Raw genomic sequence first — 21960 nt, 5'->3', positions numbered from 1 at the left:
TCATTGTGTTTTGCATGATGGCTAGAATTCAATTCGGGTCAATCTCATTAAAATTTTGTGAAGCCAGCCGGTAAGCCGGGTTCTGTCGTGGACAGTCATTCCTCTAGACGCACGGTTACCCGTGCATTCAAGCAACCTACCCGCAGGCTCTGCGAGCAACATCATCGCCTGCCTATTTGGTCTTGCTCCGGATGGAGGTTACCGCGTTTCACCGTAACTGAATACGCTCGTCTCTGTGGCCCTATTCCTCGCCTCACGGCGGACGGCCGTTAACCGTCATCCTGCTCTATGGAGCCCGGACTTTCCTCCCCCTGCGTTCAAAAAGAACAACAGGCGGCGACTGTCTGGCCAGCTTCGGCGGCTATTCTATCACTAGCCGGATTGGCCGTTGGAAGATTGTCCGTTACTTGATCAGCATGGCGTTAATTTGTATTAACGTATCTTCGTCCAATTCACCGGCTTCCGCGCTCAGGCGTAAGCGGGACATCAGGTAGCTGTGGTAGGCCTTGGCCAGATCGCGCTTGGCGGCGTACAGTTGCTGCTGGGCATTGAGTACATCGACTTCGGTTCTAACCCCGACTTGCTGGCCGAGTATGGTCGAATCTAACTGGCTTTGGCTCGAAACCAAAGCTTGCTTGAGCGCTTTGACCTGTGCAATGCCATTGGTGACGTTCAGATACTGCTGACGCGTTTGTATCGTAATGTTGCGCCGGGTGTTTTCCAGGTCGTGCAAGGCTTTATTTTGCAGCGCCATCGCCTCGCGTACCTGGGATTGCACCGAAAAACCCTGGAATAAAGGCACGTTGAGTTGTAAACCGATGGATTGCGAGGTGAGATCGATGCCGCGCCCGGTAACCGCTGCGCCGACGCCGATTTGATTGCTGTATTGCGCGACCAGATCCAAGGTTGGGTAATGTTGCGCCCAGATTCTTTTTACGTTTTGGTGCGCTGATTCATACGCAGCCTGCTGCGCTTTCAAGGTAAAGTTTTTTTCTTCCGCAGTGCGCACCCATTCATCCATGCTGCCGTATTTCAAAGTGGCCAGGTTGTTGGCAATTTCCCTGGCGCCGGAGAGATTCTCCGGGAGGCGGTCAATAATGCCTTGCAACGCGCGCTTTTTGATTTCCAATGCATTGCGCGCGGCGATTTCCTGCGACAGCGTCAAGTCATAACGCGCTTGCGCTTCATTGGTATCGACGATGGTCGAAACGCCCACTTCAAAGTTACGCTTGGCTTGCTCGAGTTGTCTCAGGATGGCATTTTTCTGCGTTTCGTTGACTTCGATATCGATTTGCGCGTCCAGTACGTCGAAATATGCTTGCGCTACGCGCAAAATGAGGTCTTGCCCAGCAGTGATGAATTGTGACTCCGCTTTGCTGACTTCGATTTTTGCCTGCTGGTAAATGACGATATTCTGCATGCGGAATATCGGTTGCGTTGCCGAGATCGTAATCCCGCCGCTTTGAACGATATTGGCGCCAGGATTCACAGCCAATCCGGTTGTCGAACTGACGATTTTTCCGGCATCAACTTCCTGCACTTGGCGCGTGCCTGACAAAGTAATGTTCGGTAAAAAACCGGCCCTGCCTTGCGGTATTTTTTCCTGAGCCGCTTCATAGGCGGCTCGCGCAGACTTGAACTGGGCGTCTTGTGTTAATGCTTCCTGATAAATATTCATCAGGTCGGCGGCTTGCAGCGTGGCATGCGATAGCATCCCGATGCAGGCAACCCAAACGAATGGCATAAATTTCATAGCGATTTCCGGCAATTGCCCGGAGCCGGTGATACTTCAGCTATAGGTTGATTGCTGTGGCCAATGACGCGCGTCAATGCTGTGATACTCAAAAGCTGAACCTTGCGGGTTGCTGGGCATTCACGAGTGCTACCGTGCTGGTTTCAAATAATTGTTCGGTGGTGAATTCACCGGGAGCCACGCAGGTAATCAATAATGCTTCCATGACGGGATCTTCGCCGACAATCGCAAACATACGTCCGCCGGGATTCAGGCTGTTTTGAAAAGCAGCCGGTAAAACCGGGGTCGATGCAGTTAACACAATGACATCGTACGGCTCATGCTTAACCCAGCCCCGTGCGGCATCGCCTTGCTCGATGGTGACATTGGTGATGTTGTGCGCTTTCAGATTGTTTTCCGCCATCGCTTTCAGTTCGGGTATGATTTCGACGCTGTAGACATGCGCGCCCTGATCGGCCAATAACGCAGTCATGTAACCGCTGCCGCTGCCGACCTCGAGAATTTTGTCGGTTTTTTTAATGTGAAGTTCCTGCAGGATGCGCGCTTCCATTTTCGGCGTCAGCATGACTTGGCCGTAACCAAGCGGAATTTCCATATCGACAAAAGCGGCGGCGCGATTGTCCGCCGGCACGAATTCTTCACGTTTTACTTTGTACAGCAGATCCAGCACGTTATCATCCAATACATACCATGTGCGGATTTGCTGCGCTACCATGTTAAACCGGGTTTGTTCAAGGTCCATTTCTATTCCGTATTCTTAAATTGACATAAGGCTTGCAATTATTTCACATTTCCATTAGCTTCACAGCATCAGCTAGGGGTCCGTTTTCAGAATTCTCTGATAATTTGGTGAGAAAGTCCCTTATTACCTGACGCGGATAATGCCGCCGTAGGGAAGCTGGGATTCATCCTCCCGCTCTTTATGGCATTTCTATTAAGGAGCATTTTATGAGCATTACAGTTTTAAACCAAAAAAGTTTTTCCAGCGCCACTGCGCAAGTCGACGAAGCCGCTATCAAGCCGCTGCCGAATTCCCGCAAAATCTACGTGCAAGGCTCGCGCCCCGATATCCGCGTGCCAATGCGTGAAATTTCGCAGACCGACACGCATACCAGTTCGGGCGGCGAAAAAAATCCGCCAATCTGGGTGTACGATACTTCCGGCCCATATACCGATCCTGCGGTGAAAATCGACATCCGTTCCGGATTGCCAGCGTTGCGCGAGCCATGGATTACTGAGCGCAATGATACCGAAATCATGCCCGGTCTTAGTTCGAGCTACGGCCAGGCGCGTTTGCACGATCCGAAACTGGCCGACATGCGCTTCAATTTGCAGCGCCAGCCGCGCCGCGCCAAATCGGGTGCCAATGTTTCGCAAATGCACTATGCGCGCCGTGGCATCATCACACCGGAAATGGAATATATCGCCATCCGGGAGAATCAGCGTATCGATACGTTTAACGCGCAGCATCATGAATTACTGACGCGCCAGCATCCGGGGCAGGATTTCGGCGCGTCGCTGCCGAAAATGATCACGCCGGAGTTTGTGCGCGACGAAGTGGCGCGCGGGCGCGCCATCATCCCCGCCAATATCAACCACCCGGAATCGGAACCGATGATCATCGGTCGCAATTTTCTGGTCAAGATCAACGCCAATATCGGTAATTCTGCGCTCGGTTCGAGCATTCAGGAAGAAGTGGAAAAAATGACCTGGGCGATTCGCTGGGGCGGCGATACCGTGATGGATTTGTCCACCGGCAAAAACATTCATGAAACGCGCGAATGGATCATCCGCAACAGCCCGGTGCCGATCGGCACGGTGCCGATTTATCAGGCGCTGGAAAAAGTCGACGGCAAGTCGGAAGAACTGACTTGGGAAATCTTCCGCGACACGCTGATCGAACAAGCCGAACAGGGTGTCGATTACTTTACCATCCATGCCGGTGTGCGTCTGGCGTACGTACCGATGACTGCGAAACGCATGACCGGCATCGTGTCGCGCGGCGGCTCGATCATGGCGAAATGGTGTCTGGCGCATCATAAGGAAAGCTTCCTGTACACGCATTTCGAGGAAATTTGCGAGATCATGAAAGCGTACGACGTCAGCTTCTCACTCGGCGACGGTTTGCGCCCCGGCTCGATTTACGACGCCAACGACGAAGCGCAGTTTGCCGAACTGAGAACGCTCGGCGAATTAACGAAAATTGCTTGGAAACACGATGTGCAAACTATGATCGAAGGCCCCGGTCATGTGCCGATGCACCTGATCAAGGAAAACATGGATCTGCAATTAAAGTACTGCGACGAAGCGCCTTTCTATACCCTTGGGCCGCTGACCACCGACATCGCGCCGGGTTACGATCACATCACCTCAGCGATCGGTGCGGCGATGATCGGCTGGTATGGCACGGCGATGCTGTGTTACGTGACGCCGAAAGAACACCTCGGATTGCCGGACAAGGACGATGTCAAAGACGGCATCATCACGTACAAGATTGCCGCGCATGCCGCCGATCTGGCGAAAGGCCACCCCGGCGCGCAAATCCGTGACAACGCACTATCGAAAGCGCGATTTGAGTTCCGTTGGGAAGACCAATTCAATCTGAGTCTCGATCCGGACAAAGCACAACAATTCCACGATGAAACCCTGCCGCAGGATGGCGCTAAGGTGGCGCATTTCTGCTCGATGTGCGGCCCGCATTTCTGCTCGATGAAAATCACCCAGGATGTGCGCGACTATGCCGCTAACCAGGGCGTTGCAGAAGCTGAAGCACTGACAGTGGGCATGGCGCAGAAATCGGCGGAATTCAAGGAAAAGGGTGCTGAGATCTACAGCAAGTTGTGATTTTTAATTTTATAAAGAAATAACAAAAACGCTATGGATTTGGCTCTACTGCTAAAAGCGTTGATCCTCGGCGTTGTTGAGGGATTGACCGAATTTTTGCCGGTTTCATCGACCGGCCATTTGATTCTGATTGGCGATTTGCTCGATTTCAACGACGAACGCGCCAAGGTGTTCACCATTGCGATCCAGTTGGGCGCTATTCTGGCAGTTTGCTGGGAATACCGTGCCAAAGTGATCGACGTGGTTCGTGGCATTGGCAGCAGTGCGGCGGCGAACCGCTTTGTTCTTAACCTGTTGATCGCATTCCTGCCGGCTGCGGTGATGGGTTTGTTGTTCATCAAAATCATCAAATTCTATTTGTTTCACCCCATTCCTGTGGCTACCGCTCTGATTATCGGTGGCTTACTGATTTTATGGGCGGAACGCAGGGAGCATGTGATCGAGGTCGAGCAAGTCGATGATATGGATTGGAAACATGCGCTGAAGATCGGTCTGGCGCAATGCCTAGCGTTAATTCCGGGCACTTCGCGTTCGGGTGCTACGATCATCGGCGGCTTGTTTTTCGGTTTGTCGCGCAAAGCTGCGGCCGAGTTTTCTTTTTTCCTGGCGATTCCCACCATGTTCGCCGCTACTTTTTACGATTTATTCAAGAACCGCGAATTGCTCGATGGGAACGATTTGGGTCTGATCGCGGCGGGCTTTGCCGCGGCCTTTTTAAGCGCTTTAATTGCTGTGCGCGGATTGCTGCGTTTCGTCAGCAATCACGACTTCACCATTTTTGCCTGGTACCGGATCGTGTTTGGCATCGTGATTTTGGTCACGGCGTATACCGGTGTGATCGGCTGGTCGGAGATGTGAGTACAATTCATTCTTAGAATTAGCCGGTTAAATTCTTTTGTTTCCTCTCATCGAGCACCAGTCCGGCGATATTGATATCACCCGACAATTCGTTTGACGGCCTATTTGTCTTTCAGTACATTTGCTCGCGGGAAAATATGTTTTTTCCTATAACTTGGAGGGACAAATCATGAATATCAATAAACTACTCTTAGGCTTCTTTGTTTTTGCTAGCACAACATTACCGGTTGCGGCACACGAGGCGAAATATGGCGCGTCTTTGCTCGGCAGCAGCGAAGTACCTGCAAATGCGTCACCTGCCACCGGTTCGGTGCTGATTACGATCGATTTTGACTTAGTGACGATGCGGGTCGAGACCAATTTCAGCGATCTGCTGGGAAATGTGACGGCAGCGCACATCCACTGCTGCACGGATCCGGGAACCAATGTTGGTGCTGCAACCCAAGTGCCATCCTTTATCGGTTTTCCTCTGGGTATTACAGCCGGTTCGTACGATCATACCTTCGACATGGCGCTGGCTTCCAGTTATAACCCGGCGTTTATTACCAATCACGGCGGTTTGGTAAGCACCGCTTTCAACGATTTGGTCGCCGGTCTTGATGCCGGAAAGGCTTACCTGAACGTTCATACCGATCTGTTCCCGGGCGGCGAAATCCGCGGATTGTTGAGTCCTGTGCCGGAACCTGAAAGCTATGCATTATTGCTGGCCGGTCTTGGAGTTTTAACACTATTCGCACGCCGCGCCAAACGTGAAACCGTTTAAATGATTACTGACAAGAGTCTCTCATGAGACTCTTGTTTTTTAAACTTAGTTAACTCTGCACCCACGGCAAACCGGCGGCCTTCCAGCCGGATGCTGTACCGCGATGACCCTGTTCATCCCGATCGCCTTCAAATCCCTCGAGAATGTTGTAGCACTCGGCAAAATCCATGTCCGTTGCCATTGCTGCCGCTTGGTTTGAGCGCGCGCCGCTGCGGCAGATAAACAGTACGGGCAGTGTTTTATCGACTTGCTGTGCGAGCTGATCCAGGAAGTTTGGATTGGGTTGCATATTGGGATATGAGCGCAATTCGATTTCCGTCGCGCCGGGAATGCGGCCGACCCAATCCAGTTCGGCGCGCGAGCGCACATCGACCAATTGGGCTTGCGTATGTTCCTGTAACACGCGGTAAGCTTCCATCGGAAGTAATGCGCCTTTGTAGGGAAGCCCCAATTCTTGCGCGCGTTGCTGCGCTTTTTCCAGTATTGCTGCGGTAGTTTCCATAAATGATCCTAGCGATGTTATTAAAAATGATCGATTGATTACCTTTATAATACCGGTAACGCCTACTTTTCATTCCATTCCTCGAATTTCCAATATTATAGCGCTTCATGGAAAAAATCCGCTTATCCAAACTGATGTCCGAGCAAGGACTTTGTTCGCGCCGTGAAGCGGACCGGTACATTGAGCTGGGCTGGGTATTTGTCGATGGCGTGCGGATTTCCGAGCTTGGCACGAAAATTTATCCAACGCAGAAAATCACGTTGAACAAAGCCGCGCAAGTGCAGCAAACCGGTTTGGTCACGATTCTGCTGAACAAGCCGGTCGGTTATGTGTCGGGACAGCCGGAGCCGGGTTATCAGCCTGCCGTGGTGCTGATCAAACCGGAAAATCAGTTTATTCCCAAGCAACCGGCCAAGCGTTTTCAGCCCGCGCATTTAAAAAATCTGGCTCCGGCCGGGCGGCTCGATATCGATTCGCAGGGCTTGCTGGTGCTGACGCAGGATGGCCGTATCGCCAAGCAGCTCATCGGCGAAAACTCGAGTATCGAAAAAGAATATCTGGTACGGGTCGACGGCGGTTTACCACCGGCCAAACTGGCATTGCTGAATCATGGCTTGAGTCTGGACGGTCAGACATTAAAACCGGCGCAAGTGAGCTGGCAAAACCAGAATCAATTGCGTTTTATCCTGCACGAGGGCAAAAAACGCCAGATCCGCCGCATGTGCGAGCTGGTCAATCTGAAAGTGACCGGCCTGAAGCGCGTGCGCATAGGCAAAGTCAAATTGGGTAATTTGACTGAGGGTCAATGGCGCTATCTGGAGGATGGCGAGAAGTTTTGATGGTGTTTCCTGATTGAGGCTGCTTATGCATCAATGCCTGCACGTTGTGCTTAAAATTCCTGCGCATCAACTGCTGTACTACTACGAAGGTGCCGTGGATACCGTGGCGGCCGAGACAATCGATGGCCGCATCGTTCATTTTCCGGCCAATGTATTGCGCTCCGTAGTACGGAACAACGGGGTGTACGGCACGTTTGAATTGGTTTTCGACGAAAACAATAAGTTTGTATCGATCAAGCGCATGGGCAGTTGAGCAAATCCCTTCCATTTGGCTATCATTGCCGCGAGACGTGCGCTAAACTCTCCGTCTATTCGTTTCTTAATTTTTTCATATCAAACAAAGATTAAACCCATGGCTCAATATGTAATGTCGATGCTCCGCGTGAGCAAAATCGTTCCACCCAAACGTCAGATTATCAAGGATATATCGCTCAGTTTTTTTCCCGGTGCAAAAATCGGCCTGCTCGGTTTGAACGGCTCCGGCAAGTCCACCGTGCTGCGTATCATGGCCGGTGTCGACAAGGAATTTGACGGCGAAGTGCAGCGCCTGCCGAATATCCGCATCGGTTATCTGCCGCAGGAACCGCAGCTGAACCCCGAGCACACGGTGCGTCAGGAAGTCGAGGAAGGCATGGGCGAAGTGATGCAGGCACAGAAGAAGCTGGAGGAAGTGTACGCAGCGTATGCCGAAGAAGGCGCCGATTTCGATGCCTTGGCGGAAGAGCAAGCGCGCCTGGAGGCGATCATCGCCACTTCGGGCAGCGATACCGAGCACCAGATGGAAATCGCCGCCGATGCGCTGCGCCTGCCGTCGTGGGAGGCGGTCGTTAAAAACTTGTCCGGCGGGGAAAAACGCCGCGTGGCGTTGTGCAAATTGCTGCTGGAAAAACCGGACATGTTGCTGCTCGACGAGCCGACCAACCATTTGGACGCCGAATCGGTCGAATGGCTGGAGCAATTCCTGGTGCGCTTTCCCGGTACTGTCGTCGCCGTTACCCATGACCGCTACTTCCTCGACAACGCCGCCGAATGGATTCTCGAGCTTGACCGCGGTCACGGTATCCCGTGGAAAGGCAATTACTCCAGCTGGCTGGAGCAAAAAGAAGCGCGCCTGGAGCAGGAAAACAAACAGATCGACGCGCACATGAAGTCGATGAAGCAGGAACTGGAATGGGTGCGGCAAAATCCCAAAGGCCGCCAGGCCAAATCCAAGGCGCGGCTGGCTCGTTTTGAAGAACTCAATTCGCAGGAATACCAAAAGCGTAACGAAACGCAGGAAATTTTCATTCCGGTCGGCGAGCGCCTCGGTAATGAAGTCATCGAGTTTAACGGTGTGTCGAAGTCCTACGGTGACCGTCTGCTGATCGACAATCTCAGCTTCAAAATCCCACCGGGCGCGATCGTCGGTATCATCGGCCCGAACGGCGCGGGTAAATCAACCTTGTTCAAGTTGATTACCGGCAAGGAACAAGCCGACTCTGGCGAGGTGAAAATCGGCCATACCGTGCAGATTGCACACGTCGATCAAGCGCGTGACTCACTGGAAAACGACAAAACCGTATTCGACGCCATTTCCGGCGGCAACGATCTGCTGGTAGTCGGCAAGTACACCACCCCGGCGCGCGCATATCTGGGCCGTTTCAACTTCAAAGGCAGCGACCAGCAAAAAATCATCGGCCAGCTCTCCGGCGGTGAACGCGGCCGCTTGCACCTGGCGCAAACCTTGATTGCTGGCAGCAACGTGCTGCTGCTCGACGAACCGTCCAACGACCTCGACGTGGAAACGCTACGCGCCTTGGAAGACGCCCTGCTCGAATTCGCCGGTTGCGTGCTGGTCATCTCGCACGACCGCTGGTTCCTCGACCGTATCGCCACCCACATCCTCGCCGCCGAAGGCGACTCGCAATGGACCTTCTTCAACGGCAACTACCAGGAATACGAAGCCGATAAGAAAAAACGTTTAGGTGAGGAAGGTGCGAAACCGAAGCGGATACGGTATAAGCCGATTAGCAGGTAAATCCGAACAATTACCGAATTTTTTGATGTGAGGTAGCAATATGGAGGCAATCAAACAGGAAGCGTTAAAAACCATTCATCAATTACCGGAAGATGCAGATATGGATGAGATCATGTACCGGCTATATCTATTGGACAAAATCAGAAAAGGGCAAGAAGCTGTCGTGCAAGGCAAAACGCTGACGAGTGAACAACTGAAGCAGGAAATTGATGCGTGGTAATTTGGTCGCAGCAGGCGGTTGCTGATTTACGGTCTATCCATGATTTCATCGCTCGCGACTCGCATTACTATGCGAAAAAGGTTGTGCATGATATACGCGAATTAGTCGATGAATTAAATGGGTTACCGAAAATGGGAAGAATGGTCCCAGAGCTCAATGAAGAAGCGGTGAGAGAACTGCTCCTTTATTCTTACCGCATCATCTATGAAATAAAGGGCGAGGAAATTTTTGTACTCGCTGTGGTGCACCAGAGAAAGAATCTGAAAGATGAAAAAATTCCCAGAGAATCTTAATGCAAGATGACCAAGCAACAAGTCGATACGACGTTAAAGCGAAGATTGGGGAGATAGCAGGCACACCATGGCGCATTCGTTCAGTGACTGTAATGCCTGACTATTGTCTCTCTGTGACTTGTAATGACGGCGCGACCGGTATCATCGATATGTCGCAACTTATTTTTAGTGAAAAAGCCGGTATTTATTCAGCCTTAAAAGACGCGCAATTATTTAATCAAGTTCGCATAGAACTAGGTGTACTTACATGGTCGAATGCTGCGGATTTTGATTCGGTATGGCTGCATGAGGGGATTGGGAAAGATGGAGCTTGATGTGTTCCGGGTTAAACATGATTGAAAGCAATCTACCTATAACTTCTTTTGCGATAGGCGGATATCGAAGCTTTGGAAATAAGATTCAGCGTTTTGCAAATTTGTCGAGAATCAACCTTTTCATCGGCCAAAATAATAGCGGTAAATCAAATATTCTGCGTTTTATTCATGAAATTTACCCTGAACTAGCAAGTAGCAATAGAAGACCGTTAAATTTAACTCCTTTGGACCGTCACTTACCCGTAAGTGCGGATTTTGTTACTGGTACCTGCATCTCTCTTTGCAAAAACGAGTCTGGTGAACACTCAATATTTGAAAGAGAAATTTCTAAAAAAATTCCTCTGAATCATTATCAACCGAAACACCTAAATTTAATATTATCAACCTTCCAAAATAAGGTAGAGCTTGAAGCAACTGATGAGAATGTATGGTTTGATTTTGATATAAATAAAAAGTTAATTAATGACAATTGGGAAGTCGCTTTCAAAAAGATTAATGACAATTCCCTTCACGCTATTTGGAACAATTTGACTAACCAGACTGGTGGAAGTCGGGCTGGTGCCTGGTTCCCAGAAACATTAAGACATCTAACTCCGGATTTTAAAACTGTTGTAGTAAAAATGATTCCTGCTATTCGGCAGATTGGCAAGCATGGAAGTGTTTCTGAAGAGTTTAGTGGTGAGGGAATTATCGAGCGGCTGGCAAAACTGCAAAATCCAGATGTGCTTAATCAAAAAGACAAGAACAAGTTTGAGCAGATCAATAAGTTTTTACAAAACGTTATCGCTAACAATTCAGCTACGATAGAAATTCCGTATGAACGAAACACGATTCATGTTCATATTAATGAAAAGACTCTTCCACTTGAGTCACTTGGAACCGGAATCCATGAAGTGATTATTCTAGCTGCTGCGGCTACTATTCTTGAGAATACCGTAATTTGTATGGAAGAACCTGAGCTTCACTTAAATCCAATTTTGCAAAAAAAGCTTGTCCGATACTTGGTTAACTCAACAAACAACCAATATTTCATTACTACCCATTCGGCTGCCCTCATGGATACGCCGAGTGCCGAGATTTACCATATCCGCCTTGAGAAAGATCAGTCGATTGCAGAGCGAGTTACTTCAGACAAAAAGCGATCAGAAATTTGCGAAGACCTCGGTTATCATCCTTCAGATTTGTTGCAATCGAATTGTATTATTTGGGTTGAAGGACCATCCGATAGAATTTATTTAAACAACTGGATCAATAGTCGAGCTCCCGATTTATTTGAGGGAATTCATTACAGCATCATGTTTTATGGGGGGCGTCTTGCTTCGCATTTATCTGGAGAGGATATTGATCAATCGATCGATAAATTTATTTCATTGCGCCGGTTAAATCGACGTGGAGTTATAGTCATTGATAGCGATAAATCTAGTAAAGCTGCAAATCTCAATCAGACAAAAAAGCGTTTAATGAGTGAATTCAATCAAGGGCCTGGCTATGCTTGGATTACAAAAGGCCGTGAAATCGAAAATTATTTGAGTGAGGATAAATTAAAAGAGGCAATATCAAAAATTCATCCTTCAGCAAAATTTAAGTCATCGCTTGGTCAATATGAAAATACGCTTTCTATCACAATGAAATCAGGTAAAGAGGTTCAAGCTGATAAAGTTGCGATTGCGAACTATATAATTGAGAATTTTGAAACTAATTTAAGCCAGCTAGATTTGAAAGAACAAATTCAAAAACTAATTAAATTTGTTCGTGAATCGAATCCTAGCAGTGGAGCTAATTCGGATTAGCCGCATGTTGACTATAAATTTATGTGTATTTAAAAACTGAGAATTTGACGAATACACACTGTGAAAGCATACGCTGATTAATCATCGTCAGAGTAAAAAACTGACCTGCAATCAGGACAGTTCAATTTCGGTTACGACCATTTGCGCTTCATTATCGTTTCTGAATAGTGCATTTTTCGTAGAAATGCTGTTGAAATTGAGCATTAAATAAAATTTGGGTAACTGCCAGGCAGTAGGAAACTTCAATAGTGACGATTGTTTTTCTGTGAACGATATCCAGCAACTTACTGAAGCATTACGCAAATTCCGTGACGAACGCGATTGGGCGCAGTTTCATAATGCGAAAGACCTGGCAATGGCGCTGAATATTGAGGCGGCTGAACTCCTGGAAGCTTTTTTATGGAAAACGCCGGAGCAGGCGGACATTGCCAGCGTCAAGGAAGAGCTGGCCGATGTGATCGCGTTTGCTTTGCTGCTGGCCGACAAATACGATTTGGACGTGAAGCAGATCGTGCTGGAGAAAATCGAGAAAAACGCGCTCAAATATCCGGTGGAGAAATCCAAAGGCAGTGCGAAAAAGTACACCGAGTTGTAGCAATTCCCCGGCTATTTTACGGCCAGCCGCCATAATGACGTCAATTCCGCCGCCCGGGCGGCGTGCAGCGGATCACTGGTGTCTGAAACACGTGGATGGTGCGGTTTAATATCGGTGCGTCCCAGCACTTTCAAATTCGCAGCGTCGATCATTTGCAGCAATTCTTCCCGCGTGCGCAATCCCAAATGCTCAGCAAAATCCGACAAGATCAGCCAGCCTTCGCCATCTGCCAGCAGGTGATCGCGCAAACCGTGCAGAAATCCCCGCAGCATGCGGCTTTCCGGGTCGAAAATGGCATGTTCCAGCGGTGAGCTGGGGCGTGCCGGGATCCACGGCGGGTTGCAAACGATCAAGGCGGCTTGTCCTGCGGGAAAGAGATCGGCTTGTACCAGCTCTACTTGGTTGAGCAAGTTTAACCGCGTTAAGTTGTCGCGCCCGCAGGTTAATGCGCGAGGGTCCTGGTCGGTCGCGGTGATGTGTTGCACGCCGCGTGATGCCAGTGCGGCAGCCAATACGCCAGTGCCGGTGCCGATGTCGAAGGCGATGGATTGTGTGGCCAGCAGTTTGGGCAGCGGCGCCTGTGTGATCAGCTTTACATACTCGCTGCGGATCGGTGCAAACACGCCGTAATGCGGGTGTATCGTCATACCCAGCGCGGCAATTTCAATCCCTTTTTTGCGCCATTCGTAAGCGCCGATCAATCCCAGCAACTCGCGCAGCGAGGCAATATACGCAACGGTGCAAGCGCCATAGGCTTCCAGGCAAGCGGCGTGCACATCCGGTGCGCGGCGCAGCGGGATTGTGTGATCGGGATTGAATGGAATCAGCAGCTTCTCCAGCGTGCGGGCACGCTGCGATTGCGCCAGACGGTGACGGTGAAATGCCTCAGCGGGCGTGAAAACCGGCTGCTGGCGGGGGTTTTTCTCCGGTTTCTTTTTATCCACCCGTCGCGCCATTGCTTGCAACAGTTGGCGTGCATTTTGGAAATCACCGCGCCACAATAATGCTGTCCCTTCACAAGCCAGACGATAAGCGGTATCGGCTGGCATGCGGTCGTCAATGACTTGCACCCGTTTGGGTGGTGGCAATCCTTTTTCACAACGCCAGCGGGCGGATTTTTCTTCGTTATCCTCGCTCCAGCAAATGACGGGATCATTCATCACGATGCTGGCAGACGGATCGGCACCGCAGATTTGCATTCTTTTTTCCTTTCATTTTCAATCTTCATATTTCATCGCTAGTACGGATAACTGACTGATCTTTAGTGATATTTAGACTCAATTCATCAAAAAATAAGATGAGTGATGGATAATCCGCTCATGCGCGTGACAAAACTCACAGAACTTTTTCTCTCTACCGCCAATAATGCGCCCCCAAGCAAACTATCAAAGAGTAGAGGAAATAGGCATGTTAACAATCATCAAAATCAGGCAAATTGCTGTGCCTGGGTTATTGGCTTTTATTCTTGCATTCATTATCGCTGTATTACCGCAACCCGTCAGCTCAGCCGAGCTTGACGATGATGACGATGACCCTCCTCAAGATCTTATTCTGCGCGGCGACGGTAAGTGCACGGCGTGCCATGACGAAAACAGTGACAATCCCATTCTCGCTATCGGGAAAACCAAGCATGGTACCACTGCCGATCATAGAACCCCAACATGCACCAGCTGCCACGGTGAGGGCGGAAGTCATGAAGACTCACCGGACAAAGCGCTCATGCCGCAACGGACATTCGGGAAAAAATCCGTCAATTCCATTGAGGACAGGAATAACGCCTGCTTAGCATGCCATCAAGGCGGCAAGCGCATGCATTGGCCTGGCAGCACCCACGCGAATCGCGATGTCGCATGCACGTCCTGCCACACCATTCATACCGAACAGGACAAAGTGCGCAACCGCAACACGCAGCCTGAGGTTTGCTTTAACTGCCATAAGGAGATGCGCCAGCTGATTAACCGTCCGTACCGCCACCCCATCCGTGAAGGCAAGGTTATTTGTTCGGATTGCCACAATCCGCATGGTTCAGCCGGTCCAAGCAAAATGGTGCGGGATAGCGTCAACGATACTTGCTATACCTGCCACATGGAAAAGCGCGGCCCCTTTGTCTACAACCATCCGCCGGTACAGGAAAATTGCGCGATTTGCCACAATCCACATGGCACCACAGCGCCTAATTTATTGCGCACCCGTTCCCCATTCCTATGCCAGCAATGCCACGAGCCGAACACGCACCAAGGCAGCTCCGGCACGCTCACGGGCGCTTATGCCAGAAACACGCTTGCGCGTGGATGCGCCAATTGCCACACCCAGGTTCACGGCAGCAACATGCCTGAAAACATTCGCAATGAAAGCGTATTTCAGCGCTAAGAATGGAGACAAATATCATGTTCATTAACACGCTTAACCGCAAAAAATTTTCACCTGCAATGGTGTTTTTCACATGCGTCGTGACGGCAGTTCCGGCCTATTCTTCCGGAGCGGATGCCGATCCTTTAAAAGAACTTTCCAAGCCGAGAAGCGTGGTGAATATCGGTGCCGGTCAATTGTTCAATGATAACGCGCGATTCGGCCAGTATACCGGTTTGCGCAATGAAGGACCTTATGGAATCTTTAATGTCGATATTGCCAAACGCTACGACGATACCGGAACATGGTTCAAACTGCTGGGACGTAATTTAGGATTCCAAAACCGTGATGTGCGTTTTGAGCACAGCAAACAAGGTAAATGGGGCTATGTTATCGATTACAGCCAAACACCGCGCTACGAGCCGTTTACGGTCAATACCGCGGTTACCGGCATCGGCACCACCGATCCTCATATACCGTCTACTCGAACAACGGGCGATCCCGCCCAATTGAGTACCGAGCGGCAATCGATCGGATTCAGTTTTAACCAATTCCTTCCCGGTAATCTGGAATTTCACCTCCATTTCCGTAACGAAGAAAAAGACGGGGAGCGTATTTTCGGGCGCGGAAACCGGCTGGGCGAGCCTAGGCTCAGTGGATTCGATGGCAGACCCAGCCCGAGAGCGATCGGCGGTTTTGAGTTTGTTCCGGAACCGATCAATTCAACCATCCGGATTTTTGGCGCTTCACTCGATTATGCGGGAAAAGATCTGCAATTATCGGGCGGCTATTACGGCACGATGTATAACAACAAAAATGCATTATTGACACCTACCGGCGGCAGCACCGTCGGGGGTATTTTTTCACCCAGCCAATATGCACCGATCGCACTTGCGCCGGATAACGAATCGCATCAGGGTTTTCTATCCGGTGGATATAGCTTTACCCCAGCAACCCGCGGCACGTTCAAAGTTGCTTATACGCGAGCGACCCAAACCGATTCATTTTCCCCGGGACTGCTAACCGCACCCGGTATTGGCGCCAATTTGGGCGGGCGTATCGATACCGTACTGGCGCAAACCGGATTGACAGCGCGTCCGCTGCAAAAGTTATCGATCAATACCAACTTCCGTTTCGAGGATCGCGACGACAAAACACCGGTACGATTCTATAACCCTATGGCCACTTTGCACGATTTGAACGGCAATACATGGAATGGTCTGAATAATCCGCGTTCATTCCGCACGATAACCAGTAAATTTGAAGCAAACTATTCGCTGCCGCACAATTTTCGTTTGATCGGCGGTATTGATTATGAACACCGGGATCGCACCGGAACGGCGACCAATACCGGTCACCGCTTTAGAACCGATGAGCTTTTCTATCGCGCGGAATTGCGCCGCTCGTTATCCGACACGATTACCGGTACGATTTCATATATACACAGCGATCGTTTCGGTTCAAGTTTTCTCACCAATACGACCGATTCGGGTGCTCCGTTCTTCAATCTCATCGCACCGTCCAATCTTGCCGATCGCAGCCGGGATAAAGTCCGCTTTCTAGCTAATTGGGATCCGATCGATTCATTGTCCATACAAGTTGCAATCGATGAGTCGATTGATGATTACGGCCAGCGGCCAGGGTCCGGTTTAGGCTTGCGCAAAGGCTCCGCAAGAAATTATTCACTCGATGCCACGTATATATTTTCCGAGCGGCTGCAAGCAACCGCATGGTTCTCACGCAATGAAACCCATATCGATCAGGCTTCTAGAAACGCGATTACCGATAACGGAATTCGTGAAATTTGGGGAAGCAATCTGCATAACATAGGAACTTCCGTGGGTATGGAAGTCACCGCCAAACCAACCGATAAGCTTGAAACCGGCGCCAATTTCATGTTCTCGGATTACACCGATAAATTCAATCAGAAAGTCACGCTTGAGCCGCAAGTCAATATCGTTCCGAATATTTCAACGCAATACTCCAGCCTGCGGCTATTTGCTCGATACGATATTCGTAAGAACCTGGGTGTGCGCCTGGATTACATTCTGGATCACTTTAAAACCAACGAATGGACGTGGACGGGATGGCGCTATACCGATGGCACTACATTGACGCAAAACAACAATCAAATGGTCAACTTCGCCTTTCTTTCGGTGCTTTATAGCTGGCAATAAAGGAAGTCATGGTTTCGTTCACCGCACGATTGACTCGCGGTGAACGAAACTACTGCGCATGTTGAAATCGCAAGAGCTTTTATCAGCACTTGGACTGATTGATTTACTTACCCTGGCCGGTGTCTTCAGGATTTTCAGGATGATTAACCGCATTTTCCTGCGAACTCACTGCAATGGCCTGCGGTGTTTTCCGGCGTTTCATTTTTCCGATCACGACAAAGAACAACGGTACGAAGAAAATCGCCAGGAAGGTGGCCGCCAGCATGCCGCCGAATACCCCGGTGCCGATCGAATGACGGCTCGCTGCACCCGCGCCGGAGGCGATCACCAATGGAAACACGCCGAGTATGAAGGCTAACGACGTCATGATGATCGGCCGGAAGCGCAGTCGGGCGGCATCCAGCGCCGCATCGGTGAGGGTTTCCCCGGCGGCGTGGCGCTGATTGGCGAACTCGACAATCAAAATGGCGTTTTTCGCCGCCAAGCCGATCAAAGTCACCAGGCCGATCTGGAAATAAATATCATTGCTCAAGCCGCGCATCCATATCGCTAGCAGCGCGCCGAGTATGCCGAAAGGAATCGCCAGAATCACCGCCATCGGAATCGACCAGCTTTCGTACAGAGCGGCCAGTACCAGAAACACCATCAGTAGCGCAAATGCAAACACCATGACCGATTGTCCGCCCGCTTTGCGTTCTTGCAGCGAAATGCCGCTCCAATCGAGGGTGTAGCCGCGTGGCAGCAGAATTTCATCGGCGGCTTGCTCCAGTGCGGCCAGCGCCTGCCCTGAGCTGTAGCCCGGCGCGGCGCCGCCCAGCACCAGCGCGGAATTGGCGCCGTTGAAGTGCGTTACCGGATCGGGGCCGCTGTTGAATGTGGTATTGACGACCGAATCCAGCGGAATCATGGTCGATGTTGCACCGCTCTGCGCGCGCACATAAATTTTGCTGATATCGTCGGGATTGGAGCGGTATTCCGGTAATGCTTCGGTTTGCACCCGGTAAATGCGGCCGAATTTGACGAAATCGTTGATATAAAAATTGCCGAAATAGGCCTGCATGGTATCGAAAATTTCCGAAATCGGCACCCCCAGCGCCTTGGCGCGCTCACGATCCACCGTTGCATACAGTCTTGGCGCGCTGACGCGGAAGTTGGTGCTGGCCACGGCAATCGCCGGATTTTCCATGGCCTTGGCGGTGAATTCCTGCGCTACTGCGGCAAACTCGGCGAAATCGCCGCCGCTGGGATCTTGTATCTGCACCGAGAATCCACCGGTCGATCCCAAGCCGCTGATCGAAGGCGCGTTGAAAGCCAGAATCAGCGCCTCGGGAATCTTGGCAAATTCCTGAAAAGCCGCGCCGATCAAGCCATGCACTTTTTGTTCGGGGTTCTGGCGTGTATCCCAGTGATTCAGTGGAACGAACATGGTGGCCTGATTGGCGCCGCGCGTGCTGAACACAAAGTTCTGGCCCGCCAGCACGTCGGTGGAATGTACTGCCGGATTGGCCTGAAAATAGTTTTCGATTTTGCTCAGCACTTCCCGCGTGCGCGTCATCGAAGCGCCGTCCGGCAGTTGCACCACGGTGATGAAGTAGCCTTGATCTTCTTCCGGCAAAAAGCTGCCCGGCAGAATTTTGAACAAACCGATGATACCGGCAATCATTACCGCAAAAAGCGTCAGTGCAATCACCGAGCGCCGCATGATCGTTGCCACGGCGCCGGTATAGCGGGTCTGCATCCAATCGAATGAGCGGTTAAACAGCTGCCAGAACCCTTGTGGCGCTTGATGCGCAGGTTTGAGCACCAGCGCGCATAAAGCGGGACTCAAGGTCAGCGCGACGAAACCGGATATGGCGACTGACAACGCAATGGTGATGGCAAATTGCTTATACAATTCGCCGGTAATACCACCAAGGAAAGCTACCGGCAAAAACACCGCAGCCAGCACCAGCACGATCGCGATTACCGGCCCAGACACTTCCTCCATGGCGCGCTTCGCCGCATCCCTGGGGGACAAACCGCCTTGGTTCATGTGCCGCTCGACGTTCTCCACCACTACAATGGCATCGTCGACGACGATACCGATCGCCAGCACCATGCCGAACAGTGTCAGTGTATTGATGGAAAATCCCAGCGCTTCCATGCCGGCCAGCGTGCCGATCAAGGAAACCGGAACGGCCACGGCGGGAATCAAGGTGGCGCGCCAGCTTTGCAAAAAGACAAAAACTACCAGAATCACCAGCAGTGTCGCTTCCGCCAGCGTTATCAACACTTCTTTGATGGAAACATCGATGAACGTGGTCGTGTCGTAGGGAATGTCGTACGACACCCCAGCCGGGAAGCTTTTGCCTAAGCGCTGCATTTCCGCGCGGATACCCCGCACGGTTTCAAGTGCATTGGCGCCGGGTGCCAGAAAAGTCAGCAAGAAAGTATTTGGCTGGCCGTTCCAGCGTCCCTCCAAGTCGTACGATTGCGCTCCCAGTTCGATACGTGCCACATCGCGCAGCCGTACCATCGAACCATCGGGATAGGCACGCACGATCATATCCTCGAATTCCTTCACTTCGCTCATGCGCCCGTGGGTAATCACCGGAATGGTCATTTCCGTGCCTTCCGGCGTGGGCTCGCGTCCGATCCGTCCCGCCGGAAAATCGCGGTTTTGTTCCCGCACCACAGCGGCGATTTCGCTGGGCGTTACATTGAGTTGCGCCATGCGCACAGGATCGAGAATGAGCCGCATGGAATAATTCTGGCCGCCGAAAATAATGGCGTCGCCTACGCCGGGCAGGCGCTTGACATTATCGAGTATGCGCAGCAACGCGTAATTCGACAGAAAAACGTTATCATGCTTGGGATCGGTGGAGCTCAGAATGACCACGGCGAGCAAATCCGGCGATGTTTTTTTCACCGTCACGCCCTGGCGCACCACTTCATCCGGCAGCTGCGGCTCAGCCAAGCGTTGCCGGTTCTGCGTCTGTACCTGCGCGATATCGACATCGGTGCCGATCTCAAAGGTCAAGCGCAGCATCATGTGGCCGTCGTTGGTACTGACCGATTCGTAATACAGCAGATTATCGATACCGGGTAACTGCACTTCGATCGGGCGCGCCACCGCTTCGGCAACGACTTCCGCGCTGGCGCCGGGATAATCCGCGTCGATCTGCACCATCGGTGGTGTGATTTGCGGAAATTGCGCCACCGGCAATTTCTGCAACGCCACTAAACCCAGCACGACGATGATGATCGACAATACCGATGCGAAAATAGGCCGGTCGATGAAAAAATGTGACTTCATGGCGCGACCTGCTGAGCCGGTTGATCGGATGTCTGAACGGCGGCACTTTCCTGCAGTTGTTGCTGCTGTTCAATCGCGTGCACTTTTACCCCTGGCAGGATGCGGAAAAATCCCTCCACCACCACGCGCCCCCCCGGCTGCAAACCGCTCTCGATCAACCAATCCTTGCCGCGCCAAGCGCTGGCTTGCACCGGACGCAGTTGCGCGATTTCCTCAGCGTCGATCACATACACGAATGAGCCGTTGGGACCTTGCTGTACCGCGCGCTGCGGAATCAGCATGGCGTTATTGCGGATATAACCCTTGATACGGACTCTGACGAACTGACCGGGATAAAAATAGGAATCTCCCGGCGCCATGCCGCCTTCCGGATTGGGAAATTTGAAACGTCCCTGCAACGATCCGCTTTGCGGCCGTATCGAGACATCGGCGAAATCCAGTATGCCTTCGTGCGGGTACACGCTGCCATCGGAAAACGTCATGACGCCGCGTAGCTGGAAAATGTCGGGCCGTTCCACCTTATGCGCAGCCAATTCGCGGCGGCGGCGCAGCAGATAGCTTTCCGGCACACTGACATTGACATACATCGGATCGAGCTGATCGATCGTGGCGAGTAGCGATTCCTGCGCGGAAACCAACCGCCCTTCGTAAAACTGGCTGCGGCCGATACGGCCGTTGACCGGCGCGGTGATCAGCGTGTTATCGAGATCGAATTTCGCCTTGATCAGATCGTTTTGCGCGGCTTCCAGCGTCGCGCGGGCTGCCAGCATTCCGGCCTCGGCGTCATCGACGTCTTTCTTGCTAACGGCTTGCTTTTCCAGCAGCGGTTTGACACGCGCCAGATCTTGCTTGGCTTGGGTCAGGCGTGCTTGGGATTGTGCAACTTTTGCTTTGTTGCTGAGGTAAATGGCCTTAAAGGGCACCGGATCGATCAGGTATAGCTTGTCGCCTTGTTTGACGTTCCGCCCTTCGGTGAAATGAATTTTTTTGATAATACCGCTGACTTGCGGACGGATCTCAACCGGCCGGAAAGCCTCGGTCTGCCCAATGAACTCCGGCTGATCGTCAACCGTTTGCGGCGCTATGGTAATGACCTCGACCTGCGGCGGTGGTGGCGCCGGATTTTCCGGCGGCTGGCCCGAACAAGCTGTTAACAGCACGAGCAACAAAACCGTCAAACGATAAGCTGAGGTGAAACTGCTTCGAGTTTCACGGGCATTGATCCATTGAAATATTTTCTGCATAGCGTCGACTCTGGGTTATTTTGATTATTTAATGGAAAAGCCGGTCAGGAAAAATGTACTTAAATCGCTGCCAGACTTCTAAAATTTTATGTGTCAACCGGCGTGCG

At 51.3% G+C, this 21960-nt stretch carries 19 protein-coding genes, 1 other RNA gene and 1 riboswitch; of the genes, 13 read left to right on the top strand and 7 right to left on the bottom strand.

All coding sequences use genetic code 11. The features are described 5' to 3' along the window. Positions 1–55 precede the first annotated feature (55 nt). The 3 genes from rnpB to R2103_RS14220 form a co-directional block, all read right to left on the bottom strand. An RNA gene (gene rnpB / locus R2103_RS14230) (RNase P RNA component class A) lies at positions 56–356 on the bottom strand. Between the two features lie 47 nt (positions 357–403). After that, a complete protein-coding gene (locus R2103_RS14225) occupies positions 404–1753 on the bottom strand; it encodes a TolC family outer membrane protein (protein ID WP_317532021.1) in 1350 nt (449 codons plus the stop codon). 88 nt (positions 1754–1841) lie between these two features. Beyond that, positions 1842–2495, bottom strand: a complete 654-nt coding sequence (locus R2103_RS14220; protein ID WP_317532020.1) for a protein-L-isoaspartate O-methyltransferase — start codon at positions 2493–2495, stop codon at positions 1842–1844. A gap of 64 nt (positions 2496–2559) precedes the next feature. After that, a riboswitch (TPP riboswitch) is annotated at positions 2560–2666 on the top strand. Positions 2667–2701: 35 nt separating this feature from the next. Here R2103_RS14220 and thiC point away from each other — a divergent pair. From thiC to R2103_RS14205, 3 genes are all read left to right on the top strand, one after another. After that, positions 2702–4597, top strand: coding sequence for a phosphomethylpyrimidine synthase ThiC (gene thiC, locus R2103_RS14215; protein ID WP_317532019.1), 1896 nt, complete (start codon positions 2702–2704; stop codon positions 4595–4597). 33 nt (positions 4598–4630) lie between these two features. Continuing rightward, a complete protein-coding gene (locus R2103_RS14210; protein WP_317532018.1) occupies positions 4631–5455 on the top strand; it encodes an undecaprenyl-diphosphate phosphatase in 825 nt (274 codons plus the stop codon). A 169-nt stretch (positions 5456–5624) separates the two neighbouring features. Continuing rightward, entirely contained in the window at positions 5625–6218 is a 594-nt protein-coding gene (locus R2103_RS14205) for a CHRD domain-containing protein (protein ID WP_317532017.1), read from the top strand. A gap of 49 nt (positions 6219–6267) precedes the next feature. Here the strand turns inward: R2103_RS14205 and R2103_RS14200 are convergent, their stop codons facing one another. After that, a complete protein-coding gene (locus R2103_RS14200; RefSeq protein WP_132428754.1) occupies positions 6268–6720 on the bottom strand; it encodes a rhodanese-like domain-containing protein in 453 nt (150 codons plus the stop codon). A 107-nt stretch (positions 6721–6827) separates the two neighbouring features. Between R2103_RS14200 and R2103_RS14195 the strand changes: the two genes are divergently transcribed. The 8 genes from R2103_RS14195 (at position 6828) to R2103_RS14160 (ending at position 12788) form a co-directional block, all read left to right on the top strand. Then, entirely contained in the window at positions 6828–7559 is a 732-nt protein-coding gene (locus R2103_RS14195; RefSeq protein ID WP_317532016.1) for a pseudouridine synthase, read from the top strand. Positions 7560–7584: 25 nt separating this feature from the next. Beyond that, on the top strand, positions 7585–7812 hold the full coding sequence (locus R2103_RS14190) for a DUF2835 domain-containing protein (RefSeq protein WP_317532015.1): 228 nt from the start codon (positions 7585–7587) through the stop codon (positions 7810–7812). Positions 7813–7911: 99 nt separating this feature from the next. Further along, complete coding sequence (gene ettA, locus R2103_RS14185) at positions 7912–9576, top strand: energy-dependent translational throttle protein EttA (protein ID WP_317532014.1); 1665 nt, start codon at positions 7912–7914, stop codon at positions 9574–9576. 40 nt (positions 9577–9616) lie between these two features. Beyond that, positions 9617–9796, top strand: coding sequence for a hypothetical protein (locus R2103_RS14180; RefSeq protein WP_317532013.1), 180 nt, complete (start codon positions 9617–9619; stop codon positions 9794–9796). Beyond that, the gene (locus R2103_RS14175; RefSeq protein WP_317532012.1) at positions 9790–10089 is read left to right on the top strand and encodes a type II toxin-antitoxin system RelE/ParE family toxin; all 300 of its coding nucleotides are present in this window, start codon (positions 9790–9792) and stop codon (positions 10087–10089) included. Before R2103_RS14180 ends, R2103_RS14175 begins: the two co-directional genes overlap by 7 nt. After that, positions 10089–10403 carry a DUF2442 domain-containing protein gene (locus R2103_RS14170; protein ID WP_317532011.1) on the top strand — a complete coding sequence of 105 codons (315 nt, stop codon included), beginning with the start codon at positions 10089–10091 and terminating at the stop codon, positions 10401–10403. Before R2103_RS14175 ends, R2103_RS14170 begins: the two co-directional genes overlap by 1 nt. A 17-nt stretch (positions 10404–10420) precedes the next feature. After that, positions 10421–12193, top strand: coding sequence for an AAA family ATPase (locus R2103_RS14165; protein ID WP_317532010.1), 1773 nt, complete (start codon positions 10421–10423; stop codon positions 12191–12193). A gap of 265 nt (positions 12194–12458) precedes the next feature. Further along, entirely contained in the window at positions 12459–12788 is a 330-nt protein-coding gene (locus tag R2103_RS14160) for a nucleotide pyrophosphohydrolase (protein ID WP_317532009.1), read from the top strand. 11 nt (positions 12789–12799) lie between these two features. On the opposite strand, the gene R2103_RS14155 is transcribed toward R2103_RS14160, so the two are convergent. Further along, a complete protein-coding gene (locus R2103_RS14155) occupies positions 12800–13948 on the bottom strand; it encodes a class I SAM-dependent methyltransferase (RefSeq protein ID WP_317532110.1) in 1149 nt (382 codons plus the stop codon). A gap of 247 nt (positions 13949–14195) precedes the next feature. Between R2103_RS14155 and R2103_RS14150 the strand changes: the two genes are divergently transcribed. Together R2103_RS14150 and R2103_RS14145 are read left to right on the top strand one after the other, a co-directional pair. Continuing rightward, the gene (locus R2103_RS14150; RefSeq protein WP_317532008.1) at positions 14196–15158 is read left to right on the top strand and encodes a DmsE family decaheme c-type cytochrome; all 963 of its coding nucleotides are present in this window, start codon (positions 14196–14198) and stop codon (positions 15156–15158) included. 17 nt (positions 15159–15175) lie between these two features. Beyond that, positions 15176–17314, top strand: a complete 2139-nt coding sequence (locus R2103_RS14145) for an MtrB/PioB family decaheme-associated outer membrane protein (protein WP_317532007.1) — start codon at positions 15176–15178, stop codon at positions 17312–17314. Between the two features lie 103 nt (positions 17315–17417). On the opposite strand, the gene R2103_RS14140 is transcribed toward R2103_RS14145, so the two are convergent. Both R2103_RS14140 and R2103_RS14135 read right to left on the bottom strand, forming a co-directional pair. After that, positions 17418–20609 carry a multidrug efflux RND transporter permease subunit gene (locus R2103_RS14140; protein WP_317532006.1) on the bottom strand — a complete coding sequence of 1064 codons (3192 nt, stop codon included), beginning with the start codon at positions 20607–20609 and terminating at the stop codon, positions 17418–17420. Beyond that, on the bottom strand, positions 20606–21853 hold the full coding sequence (locus R2103_RS14135; RefSeq protein ID WP_317532005.1) for an efflux RND transporter periplasmic adaptor subunit: 1248 nt from the start codon (positions 21851–21853) through the stop codon (positions 20606–20608). Before R2103_RS14135 ends, R2103_RS14140 begins: the two co-directional genes overlap by 4 nt. Positions 21854–21960 lie beyond the last annotated feature (107 nt).

This window comes from Nitrosomonas sp. Is24 (genome assembly GCF_033063335.1).
In the GTDB taxonomy this organism is placed as follows: Bacteria; Pseudomonadota; Gammaproteobacteria; order Burkholderiales; family Nitrosomonadaceae; genus Nitrosomonas.
This window is presented reverse-complemented; position numbering and strand designations above follow the sequence as displayed.

What these genes read in the sequence shown, in the direction of transcription:
- R2103_RS14225 (WP_317532021.1), bottom strand. Translation starts at nt 1,753, where the DNA reads ATGAAATTTATGCCATTCGTTTGGGTTGCCTGCATCGGGATGCTATCG.
- R2103_RS14220 (WP_317532020.1), bottom strand. Translation starts at nt 2,495, where the DNA reads ATGGACCTTGAACAAACCCGGTTTAACATGGTAGCGCAGCAAATCCGC.
- thiC (WP_317532019.1), top strand. Translation starts at nt 2,702, where the DNA reads ATGAGCATTACAGTTTTAAACCAAAAAAGTTTTTCCAGCGCCACTGCG.
- R2103_RS14210 (WP_317532018.1), top strand. Translation starts at nt 4,631, where the DNA reads ATGGATTTGGCTCTACTGCTAAAAGCGTTGATCCTCGGCGTTGTTGAG.
- R2103_RS14205 (WP_317532017.1), top strand. Translation starts at nt 5,625, where the DNA reads ATGAATATCAATAAACTACTCTTAGGCTTCTTTGTTTTTGCTAGCACA.
- R2103_RS14200 (WP_132428754.1), bottom strand. Translation starts at nt 6,720, where the DNA reads ATGGAAACTACCGCAGCAATACTGGAAAAAGCGCAGCAACGCGCGCAA.
- R2103_RS14195 (WP_317532016.1), top strand. Translation starts at nt 6,828, where the DNA reads ATGGAAAAAATCCGCTTATCCAAACTGATGTCCGAGCAAGGACTTTGT.
- R2103_RS14190 (WP_317532015.1), top strand. Translation starts at nt 7,585, where the DNA reads ATGCATCAATGCCTGCACGTTGTGCTTAAAATTCCTGCGCATCAACTG.
- ettA (WP_317532014.1), top strand. Translation starts at nt 7,912, where the DNA reads ATGGCTCAATATGTAATGTCGATGCTCCGCGTGAGCAAAATCGTTCCA.
- R2103_RS14180 (WP_317532013.1), top strand. Translation starts at nt 9,617, where the DNA reads ATGGAGGCAATCAAACAGGAAGCGTTAAAAACCATTCATCAATTACCG.
- R2103_RS14170 (WP_317532011.1), top strand. Translation starts at nt 10,089, where the DNA reads ATGCAAGATGACCAAGCAACAAGTCGATACGACGTTAAAGCGAAGATT.
- R2103_RS14165 (WP_317532010.1), top strand. Translation starts at nt 10,421, where the DNA reads ATGATTGAAAGCAATCTACCTATAACTTCTTTTGCGATAGGCGGATAT.
- R2103_RS14155 (WP_317532110.1), bottom strand. Translation starts at nt 13,948, where the DNA reads ATGAATGATCCCGTCATTTGCTGGAGCGAGGATAACGAAGAAAAATCC.
- R2103_RS14150 (WP_317532008.1), top strand. Translation starts at nt 14,196, where the DNA reads ATGTTAACAATCATCAAAATCAGGCAAATTGCTGTGCCTGGGTTATTG.
- R2103_RS14145 (WP_317532007.1), top strand. Translation starts at nt 15,176, where the DNA reads ATGTTCATTAACACGCTTAACCGCAAAAAATTTTCACCTGCAATGGTG.
- R2103_RS14140 (WP_317532006.1), bottom strand. Translation starts at nt 20,609, where the DNA reads ATGAAGTCACATTTTTTCATCGACCGGCCTATTTTCGCATCGGTATTG.
- R2103_RS14135 (WP_317532005.1), bottom strand. Translation starts at nt 21,853, where the DNA reads ATGCAGAAAATATTTCAATGGATCAATGCCCGTGAAACTCGAAGCAGT.